This is a genomic window from Vibrio sp. Vb1018 (genome assembly GCF_033338775.1).
In the GTDB taxonomy this organism is placed as follows: Bacteria; Pseudomonadota; Gammaproteobacteria; order Enterobacterales; family Vibrionaceae; genus Vibrio; species Vibrio alginolyticus.
This window is the reverse complement of record NZ_JAWOTI010000008.1, coordinates 40,773-58,034: the sequence shown is the minus strand read 5'-3', so window position 1 is coordinate 58,034 and position 17,262 is coordinate 40,773. Positions and strand designations below refer to the sequence as shown.

At 45.8% G+C, this 17,262-nt stretch carries 13 protein-coding genes; 10 read left to right on the top strand and 3 right to left on the bottom strand.

Features of this window, described 5'->3' with window-relative positions:
- Positions 1 to 235: 235 nt before the first annotated feature.
- The 3 genes from R7Z10_RS10540 to R7Z10_RS10530 all read right to left on the bottom strand — a co-directional run bounded on the left by R7Z10_RS10540 (position 236) and on the right by R7Z10_RS10530 (position 3,486).
- Positions 236 to 1,762 carry a tripartite tricarboxylate transporter permease gene (locus R7Z10_RS10540; RefSeq protein ID WP_005388177.1) on the bottom strand — a complete coding sequence of 509 codons (1,527 nt, stop codon included), beginning with the start codon at positions 1,760 to 1,762 and terminating at the stop codon, positions 236 to 238.
- Positions 1,763 to 1,781: 19 nt separating this feature from the next.
- A complete protein-coding gene (locus tag R7Z10_RS10535; RefSeq protein WP_005388179.1) occupies positions 1,782 to 2,276 on the bottom strand; it encodes a tripartite tricarboxylate transporter TctB family protein in 495 nt (164 codons plus the stop codon).
- Between the two features lie 238 nt (positions 2,277 to 2,514).
- The gene (locus tag R7Z10_RS10530; RefSeq protein WP_206970886.1) at positions 2,515 to 3,486 is read right to left on the bottom strand and encodes a tripartite tricarboxylate transporter substrate binding protein; all 972 of its coding nucleotides are present in this window, start codon (positions 3,484 to 3,486) and stop codon (positions 2,515 to 2,517) included.
- Positions 3,487 to 3,752: 266 nt separating this feature from the next.
- Between R7Z10_RS10530 and R7Z10_RS10525 the strand changes: the two genes are divergently transcribed.
- The 10 genes from R7Z10_RS10525 to R7Z10_RS10480 all read left to right on the top strand — a co-directional run bounded on the left by R7Z10_RS10525 (position 3,753) and on the right by R7Z10_RS10480 (position 17,245).
- On the top strand, positions 3,753 to 4,151 hold the full coding sequence (locus tag R7Z10_RS10525; protein ID WP_206970885.1) for a GFA family protein: 399 nt from the start codon (positions 3,753 to 3,755) through the stop codon (positions 4,149 to 4,151).
- A 264-nt stretch (positions 4,152 to 4,415) separates the two neighbouring features.
- Positions 4,416 to 5,129 (top strand): GntR family transcriptional regulator, encoded by a 714-nt coding sequence (locus R7Z10_RS10520; RefSeq protein WP_005377279.1) that lies wholly within the window; start codon positions 4,416 to 4,418, stop codon positions 5,127 to 5,129.
- Positions 5,130 to 5,141: 12 nt separating this feature from the next.
- Complete coding sequence (gene prpB / locus R7Z10_RS10515) at positions 5,142 to 6,038, top strand: methylisocitrate lyase (protein ID WP_042523753.1); 897 nt, start codon at positions 5,142 to 5,144, stop codon at positions 6,036 to 6,038.
- A 132-nt stretch (positions 6,039 to 6,170) separates the two neighbouring features.
- Positions 6,171 to 7,313, top strand: coding sequence for a 2-methylcitrate synthase (prpC, locus tag R7Z10_RS10510; protein WP_033906152.1), 1,143 nt, complete (start codon positions 6,171 to 6,173; stop codon positions 7,311 to 7,313).
- A 156-nt stretch (positions 7,314 to 7,469) separates the two neighbouring features.
- The gene (gene acnD, locus R7Z10_RS10505; RefSeq protein ID WP_017633775.1) at positions 7,470 to 10,061 is read left to right on the top strand and encodes a Fe/S-dependent 2-methylisocitrate dehydratase AcnD; all 2,592 of its coding nucleotides are present in this window, start codon (positions 7,470 to 7,472) and stop codon (positions 10,059 to 10,061) included.
- Between the two features lie 9 nt (positions 10,062 to 10,070).
- Complete coding sequence (prpF, locus tag R7Z10_RS10500) at positions 10,071 to 11,267, top strand: 2-methylaconitate cis-trans isomerase PrpF (protein WP_318104824.1); 1,197 nt, start codon at positions 10,071 to 10,073, stop codon at positions 11,265 to 11,267.
- A 77-nt stretch (positions 11,268 to 11,344) separates the two neighbouring features.
- A complete protein-coding gene (locus R7Z10_RS10495; protein ID WP_318104821.1) occupies positions 11,345 to 13,222 on the top strand; it encodes a propionyl-CoA synthetase in 1,878 nt (625 codons plus the stop codon).
- A gap of 189 nt (positions 13,223 to 13,411) precedes the next feature.
- Positions 13,412 to 13,891: a GNAT family N-acetyltransferase gene (locus R7Z10_RS10490; protein ID WP_005377290.1), complete on the top strand. Its 480-nt coding sequence runs from the start codon at positions 13,412 to 13,414 to the stop codon at positions 13,889 to 13,891.
- Between the two features lie 191 nt (positions 13,892 to 14,082).
- Entirely contained in the window at positions 14,083 to 15,414 is a 1,332-nt protein-coding gene (locus tag R7Z10_RS10485; RefSeq protein ID WP_213871870.1) for a trypsin-like serine protease, read from the top strand.
- A 385-nt stretch (positions 15,415 to 15,799) separates the two neighbouring features.
- The gene (locus R7Z10_RS10480; protein ID WP_318104819.1) at positions 15,800 to 17,245 is read left to right on the top strand and encodes a bifunctional NUDIX hydrolase/phosphatase PAP2 family protein; all 1,446 of its coding nucleotides are present in this window, start codon (positions 15,800 to 15,802) and stop codon (positions 17,243 to 17,245) included.
- Positions 17,246 to 17,262 lie beyond the last annotated feature (17 nt).

The window sequence follows — 17,262 nt, the reverse complement described above, 5'->3', positions numbered from 1 at the left end:
AAACCCACCGTTATGGGTGGGTTCGATAAATACTGAGCGCATCAAAAAATCCCACCATTCCTATGGAATGATGATAATTCGTTGGTTAAGTTGCGCTAAGTGTGTGTTCATACAATCACCTTCATATAACGACAGTGATTTGTCAATACCATCTGCACAATAAGCGAACGATTTGGAGGGCGGAAGATAAAGCCATCACGATGGATGGCTTTATCTAGGTTGAAAGAGACAGCGATTACTGCTCAACGCTGACTGGCTGTGCTTTAAACTTTTGAATCAGCTTTACGATTAGTGGACTTGCCAATACCAATACAGCTAAAACAGTAAAGGTAAGGGTAATAGGACGCTCCCATAGGAAACTCAGTTCTCCATCTGAAATCATTAATGCGCGGCGTAAGTTCTCTTCCATTAATCCTCCAAGGATGAAGCCCAGCAATAAAGGTGCGAGTGGGAAGTTAGCGAGCCGAAGTGCAATGGCAGCCATAGCCACAATCAGCATCACGAACACATCCATAGTATTAAAAGAGACCAAATAAACGCCGGTGATTGAGAAGAATAAAATCATCGGTAGAAGCACCGTTCTTGGAACCGCCAAAAGCTTTGAAATGTACGGAATCAACGGTAAGTTCAGGATCACAAGTACGATGTTGCCGAAGTACATGGAAATGATCACTGACCAGAACACATCTGGGTGTTCAACAAACAGGCGAGGGCCAGGTTGAATACCATAAGCGATCAGCGCACCGAGCATTATTGCTGTTGTACCAGAGCCCGGAATACCAAGCGTTAATAGCGGTACAAATGAACCACTAGATGCTGCATTGTTCGCAGACTCTGGCGCAACCAAACCACGTATACTGCCTTTACCGAACTCATCCTTTTTCTCTTTAGGTGCGAGGTTGCGCTCCATACCATAGCTTAAAAAAGCAGCAATGGTTGCCCCTGCGCCAGGAAGAACGCCAGTGAAGAAACCTAATATTGAAGAGCGAATTGAAACAGGCGCAACATCTTTGATTTCTTCCTTGGTCACTTTCATTGAGCCAATGTTGCTCAGCTTTTCTTGTTCTTCATCGCTGGTGTCTTTTGATGGTTTAAGGATGCCCATTAGTGTCTCACCCAGTGCGAATGTCGCCATTGCAAGCAACAAGAAGCTAAAGCCATCCATTAAATCCGTTAAACCGAAGGTAAAGCGTTCAACGCCTACGCCTTTATCGATTCCAACTGTAGATAGCATCAAACCAAGAATGGTCATCATCCACGCTTTGATTACCTGACCTTTCCCCGCAAAAGCCGCGACAGCTGATAACCCAAGTAGCATCAACGCAAAATAGTCCGACGATTGGAAGCTAAGGGAGACGCTAGCCAATGCTGGTGCGGCAACAAGCAACATAATGGCAGATAGCGTACCGCCAGTGAAAGACGAATAAGCTGCCAAAGCTAATGCTTTACCTGCTTGGCCTTTTTGGGCCATTGGGTAGCCGTCAAATGCTGTGACCACGGTTGAAGAACAACCCGGCGCGTTAATTAAAATCGACGATGTAGAGCCACCAAATACCGCACCGTAATAAACACCCGCCATTAAAATAAGGCCAGAGGAGGGCTCTAGGCCATAAGTAATTGGGATCATCAAAGCAATGGCTGAGATCGGCCCAAGTCCAGGTAACATGCCGATAAATGTACCGACGAAGCAACCAACGATCACCATCATAATGTTCATTGGCATTACTGCGGTGGATAAACCTTGTAGAATTCCATCTAACATAATTCAGTCCTTTCTTTGACTACCAGATGGTGAAAATCAAACCCGGTTCGAGATAGATGTCCAAACCTTGAGTGAGTAATAAGTAGAACGCGATCACGAATGGAAACGACGCGCCAAACAGAACGGGTTTACGTCTTTCCCCGAGCAGATAAAAGCCAGCCAATAAAAAGAAGCCAGTAGCTATCACAAAACCTAAGTAAGTCAGGCCCACGCCGTAGAGCGCCATTAAAATTAAAAAGGCAATCAGTAACTTCCAATTGAAGGTCAGCACTGCGCCACTTTGTTTATCTGGTTGTCCTGTCACCAGCAATAGCAAAGAAAGGCCGACACCAACGTAAGTCAGGATGGTTGGCAGAGTACGTGCGGTGAATGGTTCATACTCATCACCTGGAAACAATGGAATTTGTGAGGTTTGATAACCGTAGCAAAGACAGAAAAGTAGAAAGATCATTGCGCCGACGCGGTCACGACAGAGTAAATACTCTTTGGTGAAAAAGTTGGTTGAACGAGGCATATTCAACTCCTAACAAAAGTAAAAAAGACCGCATATGGACGTCAATGAATAAACTAAACCATTAACAATTAAGCATTTCGCTGCTAGTCGAGCCGCTTTGGGTATATAAACAAAGGAGTGTGCATGCCGATTGTCGACAATGTCCATATGCGGTGAAACTTAGAGTGCAAATACAATGGGGAAATACCAACCTACGTTATTCATTGAGGTTGGTATCTGAGGGACCCCAATTCGATTGTTACTTCAGGAAGCCTAACTCGCGCATTAAGTCACCCATCTGCTGCTCTTGATCTTCAAGAAACGCGAAGAATGCTTTATCCGCTTTATAGTTGTCGATCCAACCATTGCGGTCTCGAACGACTTGCCATTCGTCGGTGTTATACATTTTAGTAAATGCGGCATTCCATTCATCTAGCTTTTCTTGGCTTGTGCCTGGTGCTGCAAAGAATCCACGCCAGTTAGCAAAGACAGTTTCATTACCATATTCGGTGAGAGTTGGAATGTTAGGCGCAGCTTCTAAACGTTTTGGTGCTGTAATCGCTAACACTTTCACTTGCCCAGACTTAGACATTTCGAGTACTTCACCTAACCCTGTAGAGAGCAGTTGTGTTTCGCCTGAAAGTAGGGCAGCCATGGCTTTTCCACCTGCATCATAGGCAATGTAACGAACTTTACGCGCATCAAAACCTTCACCTTTGAAAGCTGCTGCTATAACCAAATGATCCATAGAACCACGAGCAGAGCCACCAGCAACCTTCACCTTACGTGGGTTTTCTTTAAAAGCTTTAACGACATCTTCCCAAGAGCTATAAGGAGAATCGGCTGATGTAACAATGGCGCCATAATCGGCAACCGTTGCGGCAACAGGAGTCAAGTCGCGGAAAGATTGTGGGAAGATCCCACTGAGCGAGCGAACGACGATCGGTGTTGAGTTCACCATGAGTGTATCTTCTTGACGATCAGCCGTTTCAATCAAATGTGCGATTGCTTTGCCACCGCCACCACCAGATAGGTTTTGAAATGATACGGTTTCGACGATGTCTAACTTTATTAATACATCACCAGTACCTCGGGCGGTCATGTCCCAACCGCCACCGGCACCTCCAGGGATAAGAAAGTGCATTTTTTCAATATCTGCAGCAAGAGCGTTGAATGAAAATGAAGCTGCGATGATTGAAGCGGCGAGCGTTGGTTTGAGTACCTTTAACATGTTCACGTTCCTTATGTTAGCGACTCTATTTAGTTGAGCCTTATTGTTTTTGCTCAGTTGTCATGCCTTGTAAGCGTTAAAGCTGAACTTGGTGTAAAGGTTAATTAAGTGTTAAATATCTGTCTGTAAAAGAGATATAAAGAGAATATTGAGCATTTCGGTTATTTTGTTCATAAAGTTCACGGTGAGAAGTTGGTGTTAGGTCACGCGGCTTTACGTTTTGGTAGGCCATAATAAAATGACGGAAAATGAACGAGGAAAAGAGAATGAAAGGGACGTGTTTGTGCGGCGCTATTGAAGTGATCGCAGATGCTAAGAATGAAGTGAGTCTATGCCACTGCTCGATGTGTCGAAAATGGTCGAGTGGAGCACTCCATGCTGTGCATTGTGGTCCTAACGTGACGTTTAAAGGTGGCGAACCTAAACGTTATCAGTCGTCAGACTGGGGAGTGAGGGGGTTTTGCGGTGAGTGTGGCACAAACCTTTTCTACCATTTGTTGCCGACAGGTGAGTACATTCTTTCCGCTGGTTTGTTCGATAACCCAGATTTCAAACTCACTTTAGAGATTTTTACCGATGAAAAGCCAGCTTATTATGACCTCAATTCCGCTTCACAAAAGATGACTTCGCAACAAGTCTTTGATCAATTTGTACCTAAAGAATAGTTTTTTATCCGATTATTGTTCGACAGCTGAGCTTTTAGTTTTTAGATCATAAGCTTAAAGGTTTACAAGTTGTCGACAATATAAGTTCCCCATTCTTTATTTCTGCTAAAAACAGCACTTAATAGGCATTTTAGGCCAGTTTAAATTACGACCTTAGTCTAAATTGTCGACAATTTACTTGATTGTCGACACTTTGATCGACTACTTTATATTCAGGTTAAGAAATTGTAGACATTTCGATGTCGGTAACAAGAGTATCTGAATATGAACTCTGAGTTGAAAGCTCGTTATAAAGTGCTGGGTTCTGAGAAAGAACACACCAAATCCGAAACGCTGACCGAAACACTCATTGAAGTCATTGTTAATGGCGACGTGAAGCCTGGCCATAAGATATCAGAGCCTGAGCTAGCAAAGAAATATCAAGTCAGTCGTGGGCCTTTGCGTGAAGCATTGATGCGCTTAGAGGGGCTAGGGCTCATCGAGCGAATTCCTCATGTTGGGGCTAGAGTGACCACTTTTTCTCCGGAAAAGCTGATAGAACTTTATGCCGTTCGAGAAGCATTGGAAGGCATGGCAGCAAGGTTAGCTGCGCGACACATTACGCAAGAAGAGCTCTTAAGCTTGGAAATGCTATTGTCGACACATTCCAAGCATATAGACCAAATGGAAGGCGCGTCTTACTTCCATCAACATGGTGACTTTGATTTTCACTATCGCATCATCCAAGCGAGCAGAAACAGTAAGTTAATATCTCTGCTGTGTGATGAACTCTATCACTTATTACGGATGTATCGTTACCAGTCGCCACGTGCGCAATCTCGCCCGAATGAGGCGCTCACCGAACACAAATTCATTTTGGAAGCCATTCGCAATCGCGATGAAGAGCTTGCAGAAATGTTGATGAGAAGACACATATCAGGAAGTCGAAAGCTCATCCAATCTCAAATTATACATACAGAAAGTTTAGACAAAGACTAGAAGGAATTCGTCATGAGCTTAACACCGGGAGCGAAATTCAGACTCGCCATTGAACAAAATAATCCACTACAAATTGTCGGCACTATAAACCCGTATTGCGCCATGATGGCAAAAAACTTGGGTCACCAAGCGATCTACTTGTCTGGTGGCGGTATCGCAAATGCGTCATACGGATTGCCGGATCTCGGTATCACAACATTAAACGACGTTTTGGTTGATGTTGACCGTATTACTAACGCATGTGATTTGCCTCTTTTGGTTGATATCGACACGGGCTTTGGCGGTGCATTTAACATTGCTCGCACGATCAAAGCGATGGAAAAAGCAGGCGCGGCAGCGGTGCACATGGAAGACCAAGTCGCACAGAAACGTTGTGGTCATCGTCCGAACAAAGCAATAGTCAGCCAGCAAGAGATGGTTGATCGCGTAAAAGCCGCGGTTGACGCACGCAATGATGAAAGTTTCGTGGTTATGGCTCGTACAGACGCGCTAGCTGTTGAAGGCATGGACAGCGCAATCGAGCGTGCGATTGCGTGTGTGGAAGCTGGCGCAGACATGATCTTCCCAGAAGCGATGACCAAGCTGGATCAGTACCTTCAGTTCTCAAACGCACTTGAGCAAGCAACTGGAAAGCACGTTCCTATTCTGGCCAACATTACCGAGTTCGGCGCAACGCCACTGTACGGCTGCGATGAGCTTGCAAAAGCGAAAGTCGATATGGTGCTTTACCCATTAAGTGCGTTCCGTGCCATGAACAAAGCTGCTGAAACGGTCTACAAACATTTGCTAGAAGTGGGTAATCAGGAAGCACTGGTTGATTCGATGCAAACACGTAAAGAGTTGTATCAGCACCTGAATTACCACGACTACGAAGACAAACTTGACCAGTTATTCTCTGAAGGGAAATAGCGGGGGAAAAGCAAAAATAGACGGAAGCCCAAGAAAAAGATAATCGGAATTTATCTCATCTAATAACGTGAAATTCGTTTGGCTAAAAACACCCCAGAGAGGGAAAAGTCAGACAGAAAAGGAGTTCAAACAATGTCTCAAACTGCAGAAAAGAAAGCAGAATTAGGTGGCGCAGGCCTTCGTGGTCAAAGCGCAGGAAGCACAGCTTTATGTACTGTCGGAAAAACGGGAACTGGTTTAACTTATCGTGGATACGATATTACTGATCTTGCGAACAACGCACAGTTTGAAGAAGTGGCTCACCTTCTGTTACGCGGTCACTTGCCGAATCAACAAGAACTTGATGCGTACAAGACACACCTACTCAGCTTTAGAGGTTTGCCAGCCGAGCTAAAACAAGCTTTAGAGTTGATTCCTGCAAGCGCACACCCAATGGACGTAATGCGCACGGGTTGTTCTGTATTGGGTAACCTAGAGCAGGAAATGAGCTTCGAGGAGCAACTGAAAGCAACCGAACGTATGCTAGCCTTGTTCCCTGCCATCATCTGTTACTGGTACCGCTTTAGTCATGATGGCGTGCGTATCAACACCGAGGATCAGACTGAAGATTGCATCGGTGGTTACTTTTTGCGATTACTTACAGACAAAGCGCCATCTGCGCTGCACAAACAAGTGATGCATTGCTCGCTTATTCTTTATGCTGAACATGAGTTTAATGCTTCTACATTCGCAGCACGCGTTTGTGCATCAACGTTGTCAGACATCCATTCTTGTATCACGGCAGCAATCGGTACGCTTCGTGGACCACTTCACGGAGGTGCGAACGAAGCGGCGATGGAAATGATTGAAGATTGGCAAACGCCCGACGAGGCGGAAGCGAACATCATGAAAATGCTAGCCAATAAAGACAAGATCATGGGCTTTGGTCATGCGATTTATCGTGAAAGTGACCCTCGCAACGCCTTAATAAAACGCTGGTCCAAAGAGTTATCGAAGCAAGTTGGTGATACACATCTATATGCGGTTTCTGAGCGTGTTGAATCAGTGATGAAGCGAGAGAAAGGTCTGTTCTGTAATGCGGACTTCTTCCATGCATCGGCTTACCACTTCATGGACATTCCAACCAAACTATTTACCCCAATCTTTGTGATGAGTCGTTTAACGGGCTGGGCTGCACACGTTTATGAACAGCGTGCCAATAACCGTATTATTCGCCCAAGTGCTGATTACACGGGCCCAGATCATCAAGAATGGGTGCCTATCGAGAATCGCTAGCGCGAAGGTCAACGAGGGCATTATATGCTTTGGTTGACCACCTCCTTCCTTTGTCATTCTCTCTAACAGAGGAAGGAGATCCTCTCATCACTGTGTTTCTGGAGCAATGGAAAACCTTGATGAAGGCAAGATGTAAAGACTGAATGGAAGCAAACCATGAACACAAATATTAATACTCAATATCGTAAGCCGCTTCCGGGAACTCAACTGGATTATTTTGATGCACGCGAAGCCGTCAATGCCATTTCTCCTGGAGCCTATGAAACACTCCCTTATACCTCTCGCGTGCTAGCTGAGCAACTGGTCCGTCGCTGTGACCCGAACACATTGACAGATAGCCTGAAACAGTTAATTGAACGCAAACGCGATCTTGATTTTCCTTGGTATCCAGCACGCGTTGTTTGTCATGACATTCTTGGTCAGACCGCTCTAGTCGATTTAGCGGGTCTACGCGATGCCATTTCAGATCAGGGCGGCGATCCTGCAAAAGTGAACCCAGTGGTTGAGACACAATTGATCGTTGACCACTCTTTAGCGGTTGAACATGCGGGCTTTGACCCTGATGCCTTCGACAAAAACCGCGCGATTGAAGAGCGCCGTAATGAAGACCGATTTCACTTTATCGAGTGGTGTAAAACAGCGTTTGAAAACGTCAGCGTGATTCCAGCTGGGAATGGCATCATGCACCAAATCAACTTGGAAAAAATGTCTCCTGTGGTACAAGCAAAGCAGGGCATTGCCTACCCTGACACCTGTGTGGGTACGGACAGTCACACGCCTCACGTAGACGCTCTTGGTGTTATTGCGATAGGTGTCGGTGGTCTGGAAGCAGAAACCGTCATGCTTGGCCGACCATCAATGATGCGTCTACCAGATATTGTCGGTGTCAAACTGACGGGTAAACGTCAACCGGGCATTACCGCAACGGATATTGTCCTCGCGATTACTGAGTTTCTGCGTAATGAGCGTGTGGTATCTTCATATCTTGAATTCTTCGGAGAAGGCGCACGTGATCTAACGATCGGAGACCGCGCAACGATTTCAAACATGACACCAGAATACGGCGCAACAGCTGGCATGTTTTATATTGATGAGCAGACCATCAATTACTTGAAACTAACTGGTCGAGATGAAGAACAAGTTGCTCTAGTAGAAAATTACGCAAAACAAACCGGTCTTTGGGCAGACGATCTTGATAGCGCCGTTTACGAGCGCGTACTTGAGTTCGATTTATCATCAGTTAGCCGTAACTTGGCTGGTCCGTCAAACCCTCATCGTCGTTTACCAACTTCTGAGTTGGCACAGCGCGGCATTTCTGGAGCGTGGGAAGAGAAAGAAGGCGAGTTGCCAGATGGTGCAGTGATCATTGCTGCTATTACCTCATGTACGAATACTAGTAACCCAAGAAACGTGGTTGCTGCTGGCCTTGTGGCGAAGAAAGCCAACGAACTTGGTCTTGTACGTAAACCTTGGGTGAAATCGTCTTTTGCTCCGGGTTCTAAAGTTGCACGCTTGTATCTGGAAGAAGCGGGCTTATTACCAGAGCTAGAGAAGCTTGGCTTTGGCATTGTTGGTTACGCATGTACAACTTGTAACGGTATGAGTGGTGCGCTGGATCCAAAAATCCAACAAGAGATCATCGACCGTGATTTATATGCGACAGCGGTGCTTTCTGGTAACCGTAACTTTGATGGTCGAATCCATCCGTACGCCAAACAAGCTTTTTTGGCTTCACCACCATTGGTTGTCGCTTATGCGCTAGCGGGTACGATTCGTTTTGATATCGAGCGCGATGCATTGGGCACGGACCAAAACGGCAAACCAATTTATCTCAATGATTTGTGGCCAAGCGATGAAGAGATCGATGCAGTTGTCGGTACTCATGTTAAACCTGAGCAGTTTAAGCAAGTTTACATTCAGATGTTTAAGCTGAATGATCAAGAGCAAAATCCCAACCCGCTGTACGACTGGCGTCCGATGAGTACCTATATCCGCCGACCACCGTACTGGGAAGGTGCGCTAGCGGGAGAAAGAACATTGTCTGGTATGCGTCCATTGGCGATTCTGGGCGACAACATCACCACTGATCACTTATCACCATCCAACGCGATTCTCGCAAGCAGCGCAGCAGGTGAATACTTAGCGAAAATGGGTGTGCCAGAAGAAGATTTCAACTCTTACGCGACTCACCGTGGTGACCACTTAACGGCGCAACGCGCGACCTTCGCTAACCCAAAGCTGTTCAATGAAATGGTAAAGGAAAACGGCGAAGTCGTGCAGGGATCTCTGGCGCGTGTAGAGCCAGAAGGACAGGTGGTTCGTATGTGGGAAGCGATTGAAACCTACATGAATCGTAAACAACCATTGATCGTGGTGGCTGGCGCGGATTACGGTCAGGGGTCATCCCGTGACTGGGCAGCAAAAGGCGTTCGACTGGCGGGCGTAGAAGCCATTGTTGCTGAAGGCTTTGAGCGTATTCACCGTACTAACTTGGTTGGCATGGGCGTACTACCACTGCAATTTAAGTCGGGCGTTAACCGCAATACGCTAGAGCTGGATGGTACGGAACTTTACGACGTGGTTGGAGAAATCAAGCCGGGCGCTGATTTAGCGCTGGTTATCACACGCAGCAACGGCGATAAAGTCGATGTTCCGGTTACTTGTCGCTTAGATACCGCTGACGAAGTTCACGTGTACAACGCGGGCGGTGTTCTGCAGCGTTTCGCGCAAGATTTCTTGGCACAATAAGGAGTGCGTATGTCAAATAATACTCCGAATCAAACAAGCCAAATAAAAGTGCCCGCGACGTACATGCGTGGCGGCACGAGTAAAGGTGTCTTTTTCAACCTAGAGGATTTACCTCAAGAAGCGCAAGTGGCTGGAGCCGCACGTGACAAACTGTTGCTACGCGTTATTGGCAGCCCTGATCCTTACGCGAAGCAAATTGATGGCATGGGGGGCGCGACGTCAAGCACCAGTAAAACAGTGATTGTTTCGCGCAGCAGCAGAGCCGATCACGATGTTGACTACTTATTTGGCCAAGTGTCGATCGACAAACCATTCGTCGATTGGAGCGGTAACTGCGGCAACTTGTCTGCCGCTGTCGGTCCTTTCGCCATTCATGCTGGTCTGATCCCACAAGATCGCATTCCAGAAAATGGCACTGTGACGGTGCGTGTTTGGCAGGTGAACATCAGCAAAACCATCTTGATTCATGTGCCAATCGTCAATGGTTTTGTCCAGGAAACTGGAGAGTTTGAACTCGATGGTGTCACGTTTCCAGCTGCAGAGATTCAAGTGGATTTTGTTGACCCTTCCGATGGCGAAGGAAGTATGTTCCCAACGGGTAACTTAGTTGATGATTTGGTGGTGCCGGATGTGGGTACGTTCAACGCGACCTTTATTAACGCGGGCATACCAACCATTTTTATTGATGCTGAATCGATAGGATATCAGGGCACCGAGCTGCAAGACGATATCAACAACGATGACACAGCATTAGCGATGTTCGAATCCATCCGCGCATATGGCGCGTTAAAAATGGGCCTGATTTCTGATTTAGAAGAAGCTCAAACACGCCAACATACGCCGAAAATAGCGTTTGTTTCTAAACCGAAAAGTTACCTGTCTTCAAGTGGTAAAGCCGTTAATGAGTCGGATATTGATGTGCTCGTTCGCGCGCTGTCGATGGGCAAGCTACATCATGCAATGATGGGAACAGCAGCCGTTGCTATTGCTTCTGCCGCGTGTGTGCCCGGAACGTTAGTGAATTTAGCCGCTGGTGGCGGTGAAAAAGAGTCCGTGACTTTTGGTCACCCGTCAGGAACGTTAAAAGTTGGGGCACAAGCGAAGCAAACTGAGCAGGGCTGGGTGGTGCAAAAAGCCATTATGAGCCGAAGTGCGAGAATACTGATGGAGGGATTTGTGCGTGTACCCTTCTATGTCTTCGATTAAAAGAGACGATCTTTGGATTAAAAGAGCGATCTTTGAGTAGAACGAGAGCAATGTCAGGACATACTGGAGGAAGCAATATGTCTTCATACGAAAAAGAATACTTATGGGCGAAGAATGAACCGGAGAGTTTTTGGCGCGCTCAAGCGGAGAATATCGATTGGTTTGAATCTCCTAAAACTATCTTGAAATCTGATGAAAACGGCATAGAACGTTGGTTTCCAGATGGTGTAATGAATACGTGCTGGTTAGCATTAGATTACCATTGCGAGCAAGGACGCGGTGATAATACTGCACTCATTTATGACTCGCCAGTGACAGGTCGTAAAGCCACGTACACCTATAGCGACCTACGTGACCAAGTAGCAAAAATTGCTGGCATGCTGTCTGCTCAAGGTGTTGAAAAAGGCGACCGAGTCGTTATTTATATGCCGATGATCCCAGAAGCCGCAATGGCGATGCTTGCCTGCGCGCGTTTGGGGGCGATTCATTCCGTAGTATTCGGTGGTTTTGCACCTAATGAGCTTGCTGTACGAATTGAAGATGCAGAGCCGAAAGTGATCATGACGGCGTCGTGCGGGATTGAGATCAACAAAGTCATTCCATACAAACCAATGGTAGACAAAGCCATTATGGACAGCCGTTGGAAGCCTGAGAAAGTGTTTGTTTTCCAACGTCCGGAGTGCGACGCTGAGCTGAACCAAGATAGGGACTTAGATTGGCAGCGAGAGTACAACCAAGCGCTGCCACATGGTTGTGTTCCGGTGTTAGCAACCGATCCGCTCTACATACTTTATACATCGGGTACGACAGGTAAGCCGAAAGGCGTTGTGCGTGATAACGGTGGCCATGCTGTCGCGATGAAGTACTCCATGAGCGCAATCTATAACATTCCTCAAGATGGCGTCTTTTGGGCGGCATCTGATGTGGGCTGGGTAGTAGGGCACTCTTACATTGTTTACGCTCCACTGATTCACGGTTGCACTACTATCCTATTCGAAGGCAAGCCTGTTCGAACACCGGATCCTGGCGCATTTTGGCGAGTGTGTGATGAATATAAAGTAGATGCGTTGTTCTCTGCACCAACGGCGTTTCGTGCGATTAAGAAAGAGGACCCGGAAGGCGAGCACTTAAAACAGTACGACTTGTCGAATCTGAAAACCATCTTTATGGCGGGAGAACGCCTTGACCCTCCGACACTGGAGTGGGTTCAGAGCAAAGCGGACAAGCCCGTTATTGACCACTGGTGGCAAACCGAGACGGGCTGGGCCATCGCGGGCAACCCGACAGGTGTCGAAATGATGCCAGTTAAAGCTGGTTCTTCGACGAAGCCCATTCCGGGTTATCAGGTCGAGATTCTGAATGAACTTGGAGAGGCTATCGGGCCTAACCAACAAGGCTTTGTCGCATTAAAACGTCCGCTACCACCAAGTTGTCTGCCAACGGTTTGGCGTAATCATGACCGTTTTGAAACTGGTTATCTTAGCCAATTCCCAGGCTACTACGTGTCAGGTGATGGTGGCTATCTGGATGAAGACGGTTACCTGTTTATTATGGGACGTATTGATGACGTGATTAATGTCGCGGGACACCGATTGTCGACAGGTGAAATGGAAGAAATAGTAGGAGGCCACCCAGCGATTGCAGAATGTGCGGTGGTTGGTATCCACGATGATCTAAAAGGTCAGCTTCCACTTGGCTTTGTGGTACTAAAAGACGGTGTAAAAGTGGATGAGCTAGACCTTGAAGGTGAGCTTGTGGGCAAAGTGCGTAGTGAGATAGGTGCAGTTGCTTGCTTCAAGCATGCGTTGGTTGTAGACCGTTTACCGAAAACACGTTCAGGTAAAATTTTGCGTCGAACTATACGTCAAATAGCTGATGGTGAAAAATACACCGTTCCGTCAACGATTGATGACCCAAGTAGCTTGAACGAAATTGAGCGAGTGCTACGACGCTGAGAAAAACTCAATTCTAACTAACCCCTGATCCTCGAACTCTGTTGGTTGGTTCTGCCTCTGTACGTTTATTAAGTGCAGGGGCCTTTTTGTTGTTCAAACAGTACAAACGTATCGTGAAAGCATTTGTGACTTGCCAATACGACGTTTTCCTCACAAACTACAGCCATTCCATTTTTAGTGACCCTTTGTATGACCACGTTTGCGATTAAACCTGCGTGTTTTAGCGACCTAGAGTTGCTCAACGATCTTATGTTCGAGCTTCATGATGAGCATCATCTTCAATCTCCTGAGCTTTTCAAAACGGCAGAGGAGATAGAACAAGAAAAAAGCATTGCTCGATATATTGATGACCCTGAGTGCCTTGTTTACGTAGCAAAACAAGGAGATGAAATTATTGGCTTTATCTCTGGTCACTTCTGTGAACTTATTTCTACCGTCAGCCAGCCAGTTATGATGGGAAGTGTGGATGAGCTCTATGTGCTGCCTGAATATCGAAAACAAGGTACGGCGCAGGCATTGATTAATAAAATTGAGTCAACGTTCTCTGATTACGGTGCAAAACAGATGTTTGTTGAAGTATGGCATTTTAACCAGGGCGCAATATCTTTGTATGAAAAACAAGGATTTGCACATCATATCCACTATTTAAGAAAACCGCTGAACGAATAATCGTATTTAACTTTAATATTGTGATTTAGGTTCTATCGAATTGAAATCATTCAGTTCGTCAATAGACTTTTCTCTATAAGTTGCTCGCAATGTTAACAAATTGATATGCACCTACATTGGTATCGGCGTTTTTGTCTGCTTGTTTATTAGTAGCACGAGGATCGTGCTTACAAAAACAAGAGGACAATATTTTGAAACTAACAAAATCGTTACTTGCTTTAGCCGTTTTGCCAATGTTCGCAAGTGCTGATGATTTGTCACAGACGCAAAATCATACTATCCAACCCCAGATCGTAGGCGGAGTAACTGCCGACCCACGTGACTGGAAATTCTACACCCAAATTGTTAGTCGTTATGGTAACCGATCATATTGTGGGGCCAGTTATATCGGGAATGGTTACGTCCTGACTGCTGCACATTGTGTTGAGGGTGATTCTCCGAGTCAGATTGCGGTTAAAATCGGTGGCGTTGTTTATAACGGTAGTGATGGTGTTCGTGCAAACGTCAGTGAGATCCATATGCACCCGGCATATCGCCGCGCGACGCTTTCTCATGACCTCGCGGTATTGAAGCTCGACTCTGTGCCTCAAGGTGTTTCTTCAGTTGAGATTGCGAATGGCAGTCTAACGCAATACGCGAGCATCGGAGATTGGCTTAGTGTTGCTGGCTTAGGGCGAACTTCTGAAGGAGGAAGCTCTCCGTCTCGATTGCAAGAGGTTGACGTCCCACTTGTGTCGGATATGACTTGCCGTCAAGCCGGTGGCAACTACACAACGGTTGGAGAAGTGTCATTCTGTGCGGGTATTCCTCAAGGTGGGATAGATTCTTGTCAGGGAGATAGTGGTGGTCCAATCGTCATTAATCGCAGTGGTGTAATTACTCAACTTGGTGTGGTCAGTTGGGGAATAGGTTGTGCTCGTCCTGGTATGTATGGGGTTTATAGCGATATCGCTGCTATGCGCAATTTTGTCGATGGTGTTATCGGAACAGCAACACCACCAAAAGAAAATGTTTCTGTTGGATACACCACCGAACAGACACTGGCATCATTTAATGTTGGGGAGTTACAGCAACATAGCTTTGTTATCCAGAATTCAGGGAGCACCACGTTTACTGTGGAAAATGTTCGCGCGTTTGCTTCGGGTGTTACTGATGCAGCTGTTATTGCCAATGATCAGTGCTCTCAGGCGACGTTAGCAATGAATGCAAGTTGTCGTGTTGATGTTGAATTTGGTGCTACTCAGAGCGGAGAAGCAAGAGTGGTTTTGAACTTCAACATTGATAAGACCAGCACACAATACCAAGCGTTAGTATCCGCTCAAGCGAAAACGGTGACAACGCCTCCCACAGATAGCTGTACAACTGTATGGCAAGCCAGCTTAGTGTATCTCAAAGGAGATACGGTCACTTGGAATGGTAAAGTTTGGCAAGCGCAGTGGTGGACTCAAGGTGATAATCCAGCAGACTCAGGGCCTTGGGGTGTTTGGCAAAAAGTAGGTGATGCGAATTGCACGTCTAACTAACTATCGGGCCAGTGAATTTGATTCGTTGACCATGAGATAAGATTCATTCTTGGTTTCAACGATCAGTACATAGTTATCATAACTGGGGTTTATTGTTTGCGAATAATAAGCCCTTTTTTATTGTGTCAACTATGAGAACCCACAAAATGTGTATGACTTTTTCCTGACGTTATCTTTATATAACTGGCAGAATTGCGATCAACATTTTATGTTTTGTCTGATCTTTGTCAGGTTTGCATTAAATTATTCTCCAGTGAGCGTTGAGATCGGGTTTTACGCGATCAACTCAGTTTGGCATAACTCGTTACTTAATTTTTGTCGAAAAAGATAAGATTAACTGCCATGATTCATTGGTTATCATTATGTTTATTTAAGGTCATATTTTGTGTTGAGACAGCTATTATTACTCATCCTTTGTTTTATTTTGTTACCTGTTTCACCGATCTCTACGGCTAAAGCCACTGCGAGCGAAGTTAAAGGAGCGCTCTGTATTGTTCGCGCTGATGACAAGTTAGTGCTAGTTCATGAAGTATTAACGGATAAGATTTCTCTACCTGGCGGAACCATCATTGATGGTGAGTCTCCACAAGTTGCTGCTCAACGAGAAACGTGGGAAGAAACCGGTATAGTGGTTACGGTTGGAGAGGAGCTTGGCAGAACGGACACTGCGGTTTTTTACGACTGTATATCAGACTCTGACATTATCGCTTTTTCTATGAATAATTCTTTAGGTGGAAATGAACTGCCTATTTGGTTTGCCCCTCATTATGGAGTAGAAGTTGCGTCAGCGATGTTGCTTAGCCCATCTGAATTACCATCATCTTTATATCGTTATCCTGAGCAATGGCCACAAGCCACTCAGTTTTTTGATCAAGCTACCAAGCAATCAGTATCTTATGTGACTCAGTTGATCGAATCCGCGCCTTCATTTCGTCAGGTTGAATTGGCGTGGCTGATAGATTTACAGAGTTGGGTAGGGGCGTTGTCAGAAACGAGTTACGAGGTAGCTAGTCAGATCTCGAAACTGGTTGTAGACCTGACAGAACCGACGGTACTACTCTTTCTATTTCCTTTTGCCATGATGCGCTTTGGTAGCCGGTTTGTGTACCGACTCTTTTTTGCAATTAGTGCAACGTCGCTTATGGTGCTTGTCGCTCAACAAGGCTTTTCGTTACCGCGCCCACATGTCTATATACCAATGATGGAGTTAACGCACAGCTTTGGCTTTAGTTTTCCTAGCTTGCCTATCGCTGTGTGGTTTTGTGTTCTGACGTTCTTGTTTCATAGAACCCAGTATTTCGGTTTGAATGGAACAACGGCAGTCTTCGTGTTCATCACTCTTACAGTGGTGTTAGGTAAGTTTTTCCTCGGCAGTGCCTTTATTTTAGATACGTTATTTGGCGCGCTGTTAGGCAGCTTGGTGGCTTGGCATGTTCTTCGACTGGAGACAAATCAAGATGTGAACGTTGATCAAGTTCTAAGCTCAAAAGGCGTCTGGTTCATTATGACTGTGGCAACAGCGGTCATCTCCGTCATCTGGCCATTACCTGTGTTTGGTCGCTGGCTAGCAATTTTAATCACTGCATCAGCGTTGGTCATGACATTTAAAGAGTCGAAAGCACATTTAGATACTCGGCAGATGATCTTTGTGACGCTGGCATTGTTGCTTGTTGATCAACTCTATTTGTACTCGGCTAATATCGTATCGTTTAGCGGTTTGTGGTCATTAGTCTTGTCGACGTTACATTATCCATTATTAATGTTGTTATTTATGCTGCTTGCAAGGAAGCTGACTTGTGAAAACCAACCGAGCAAAACGTTGCTAGATTGATGGCTGTATTTGTTATC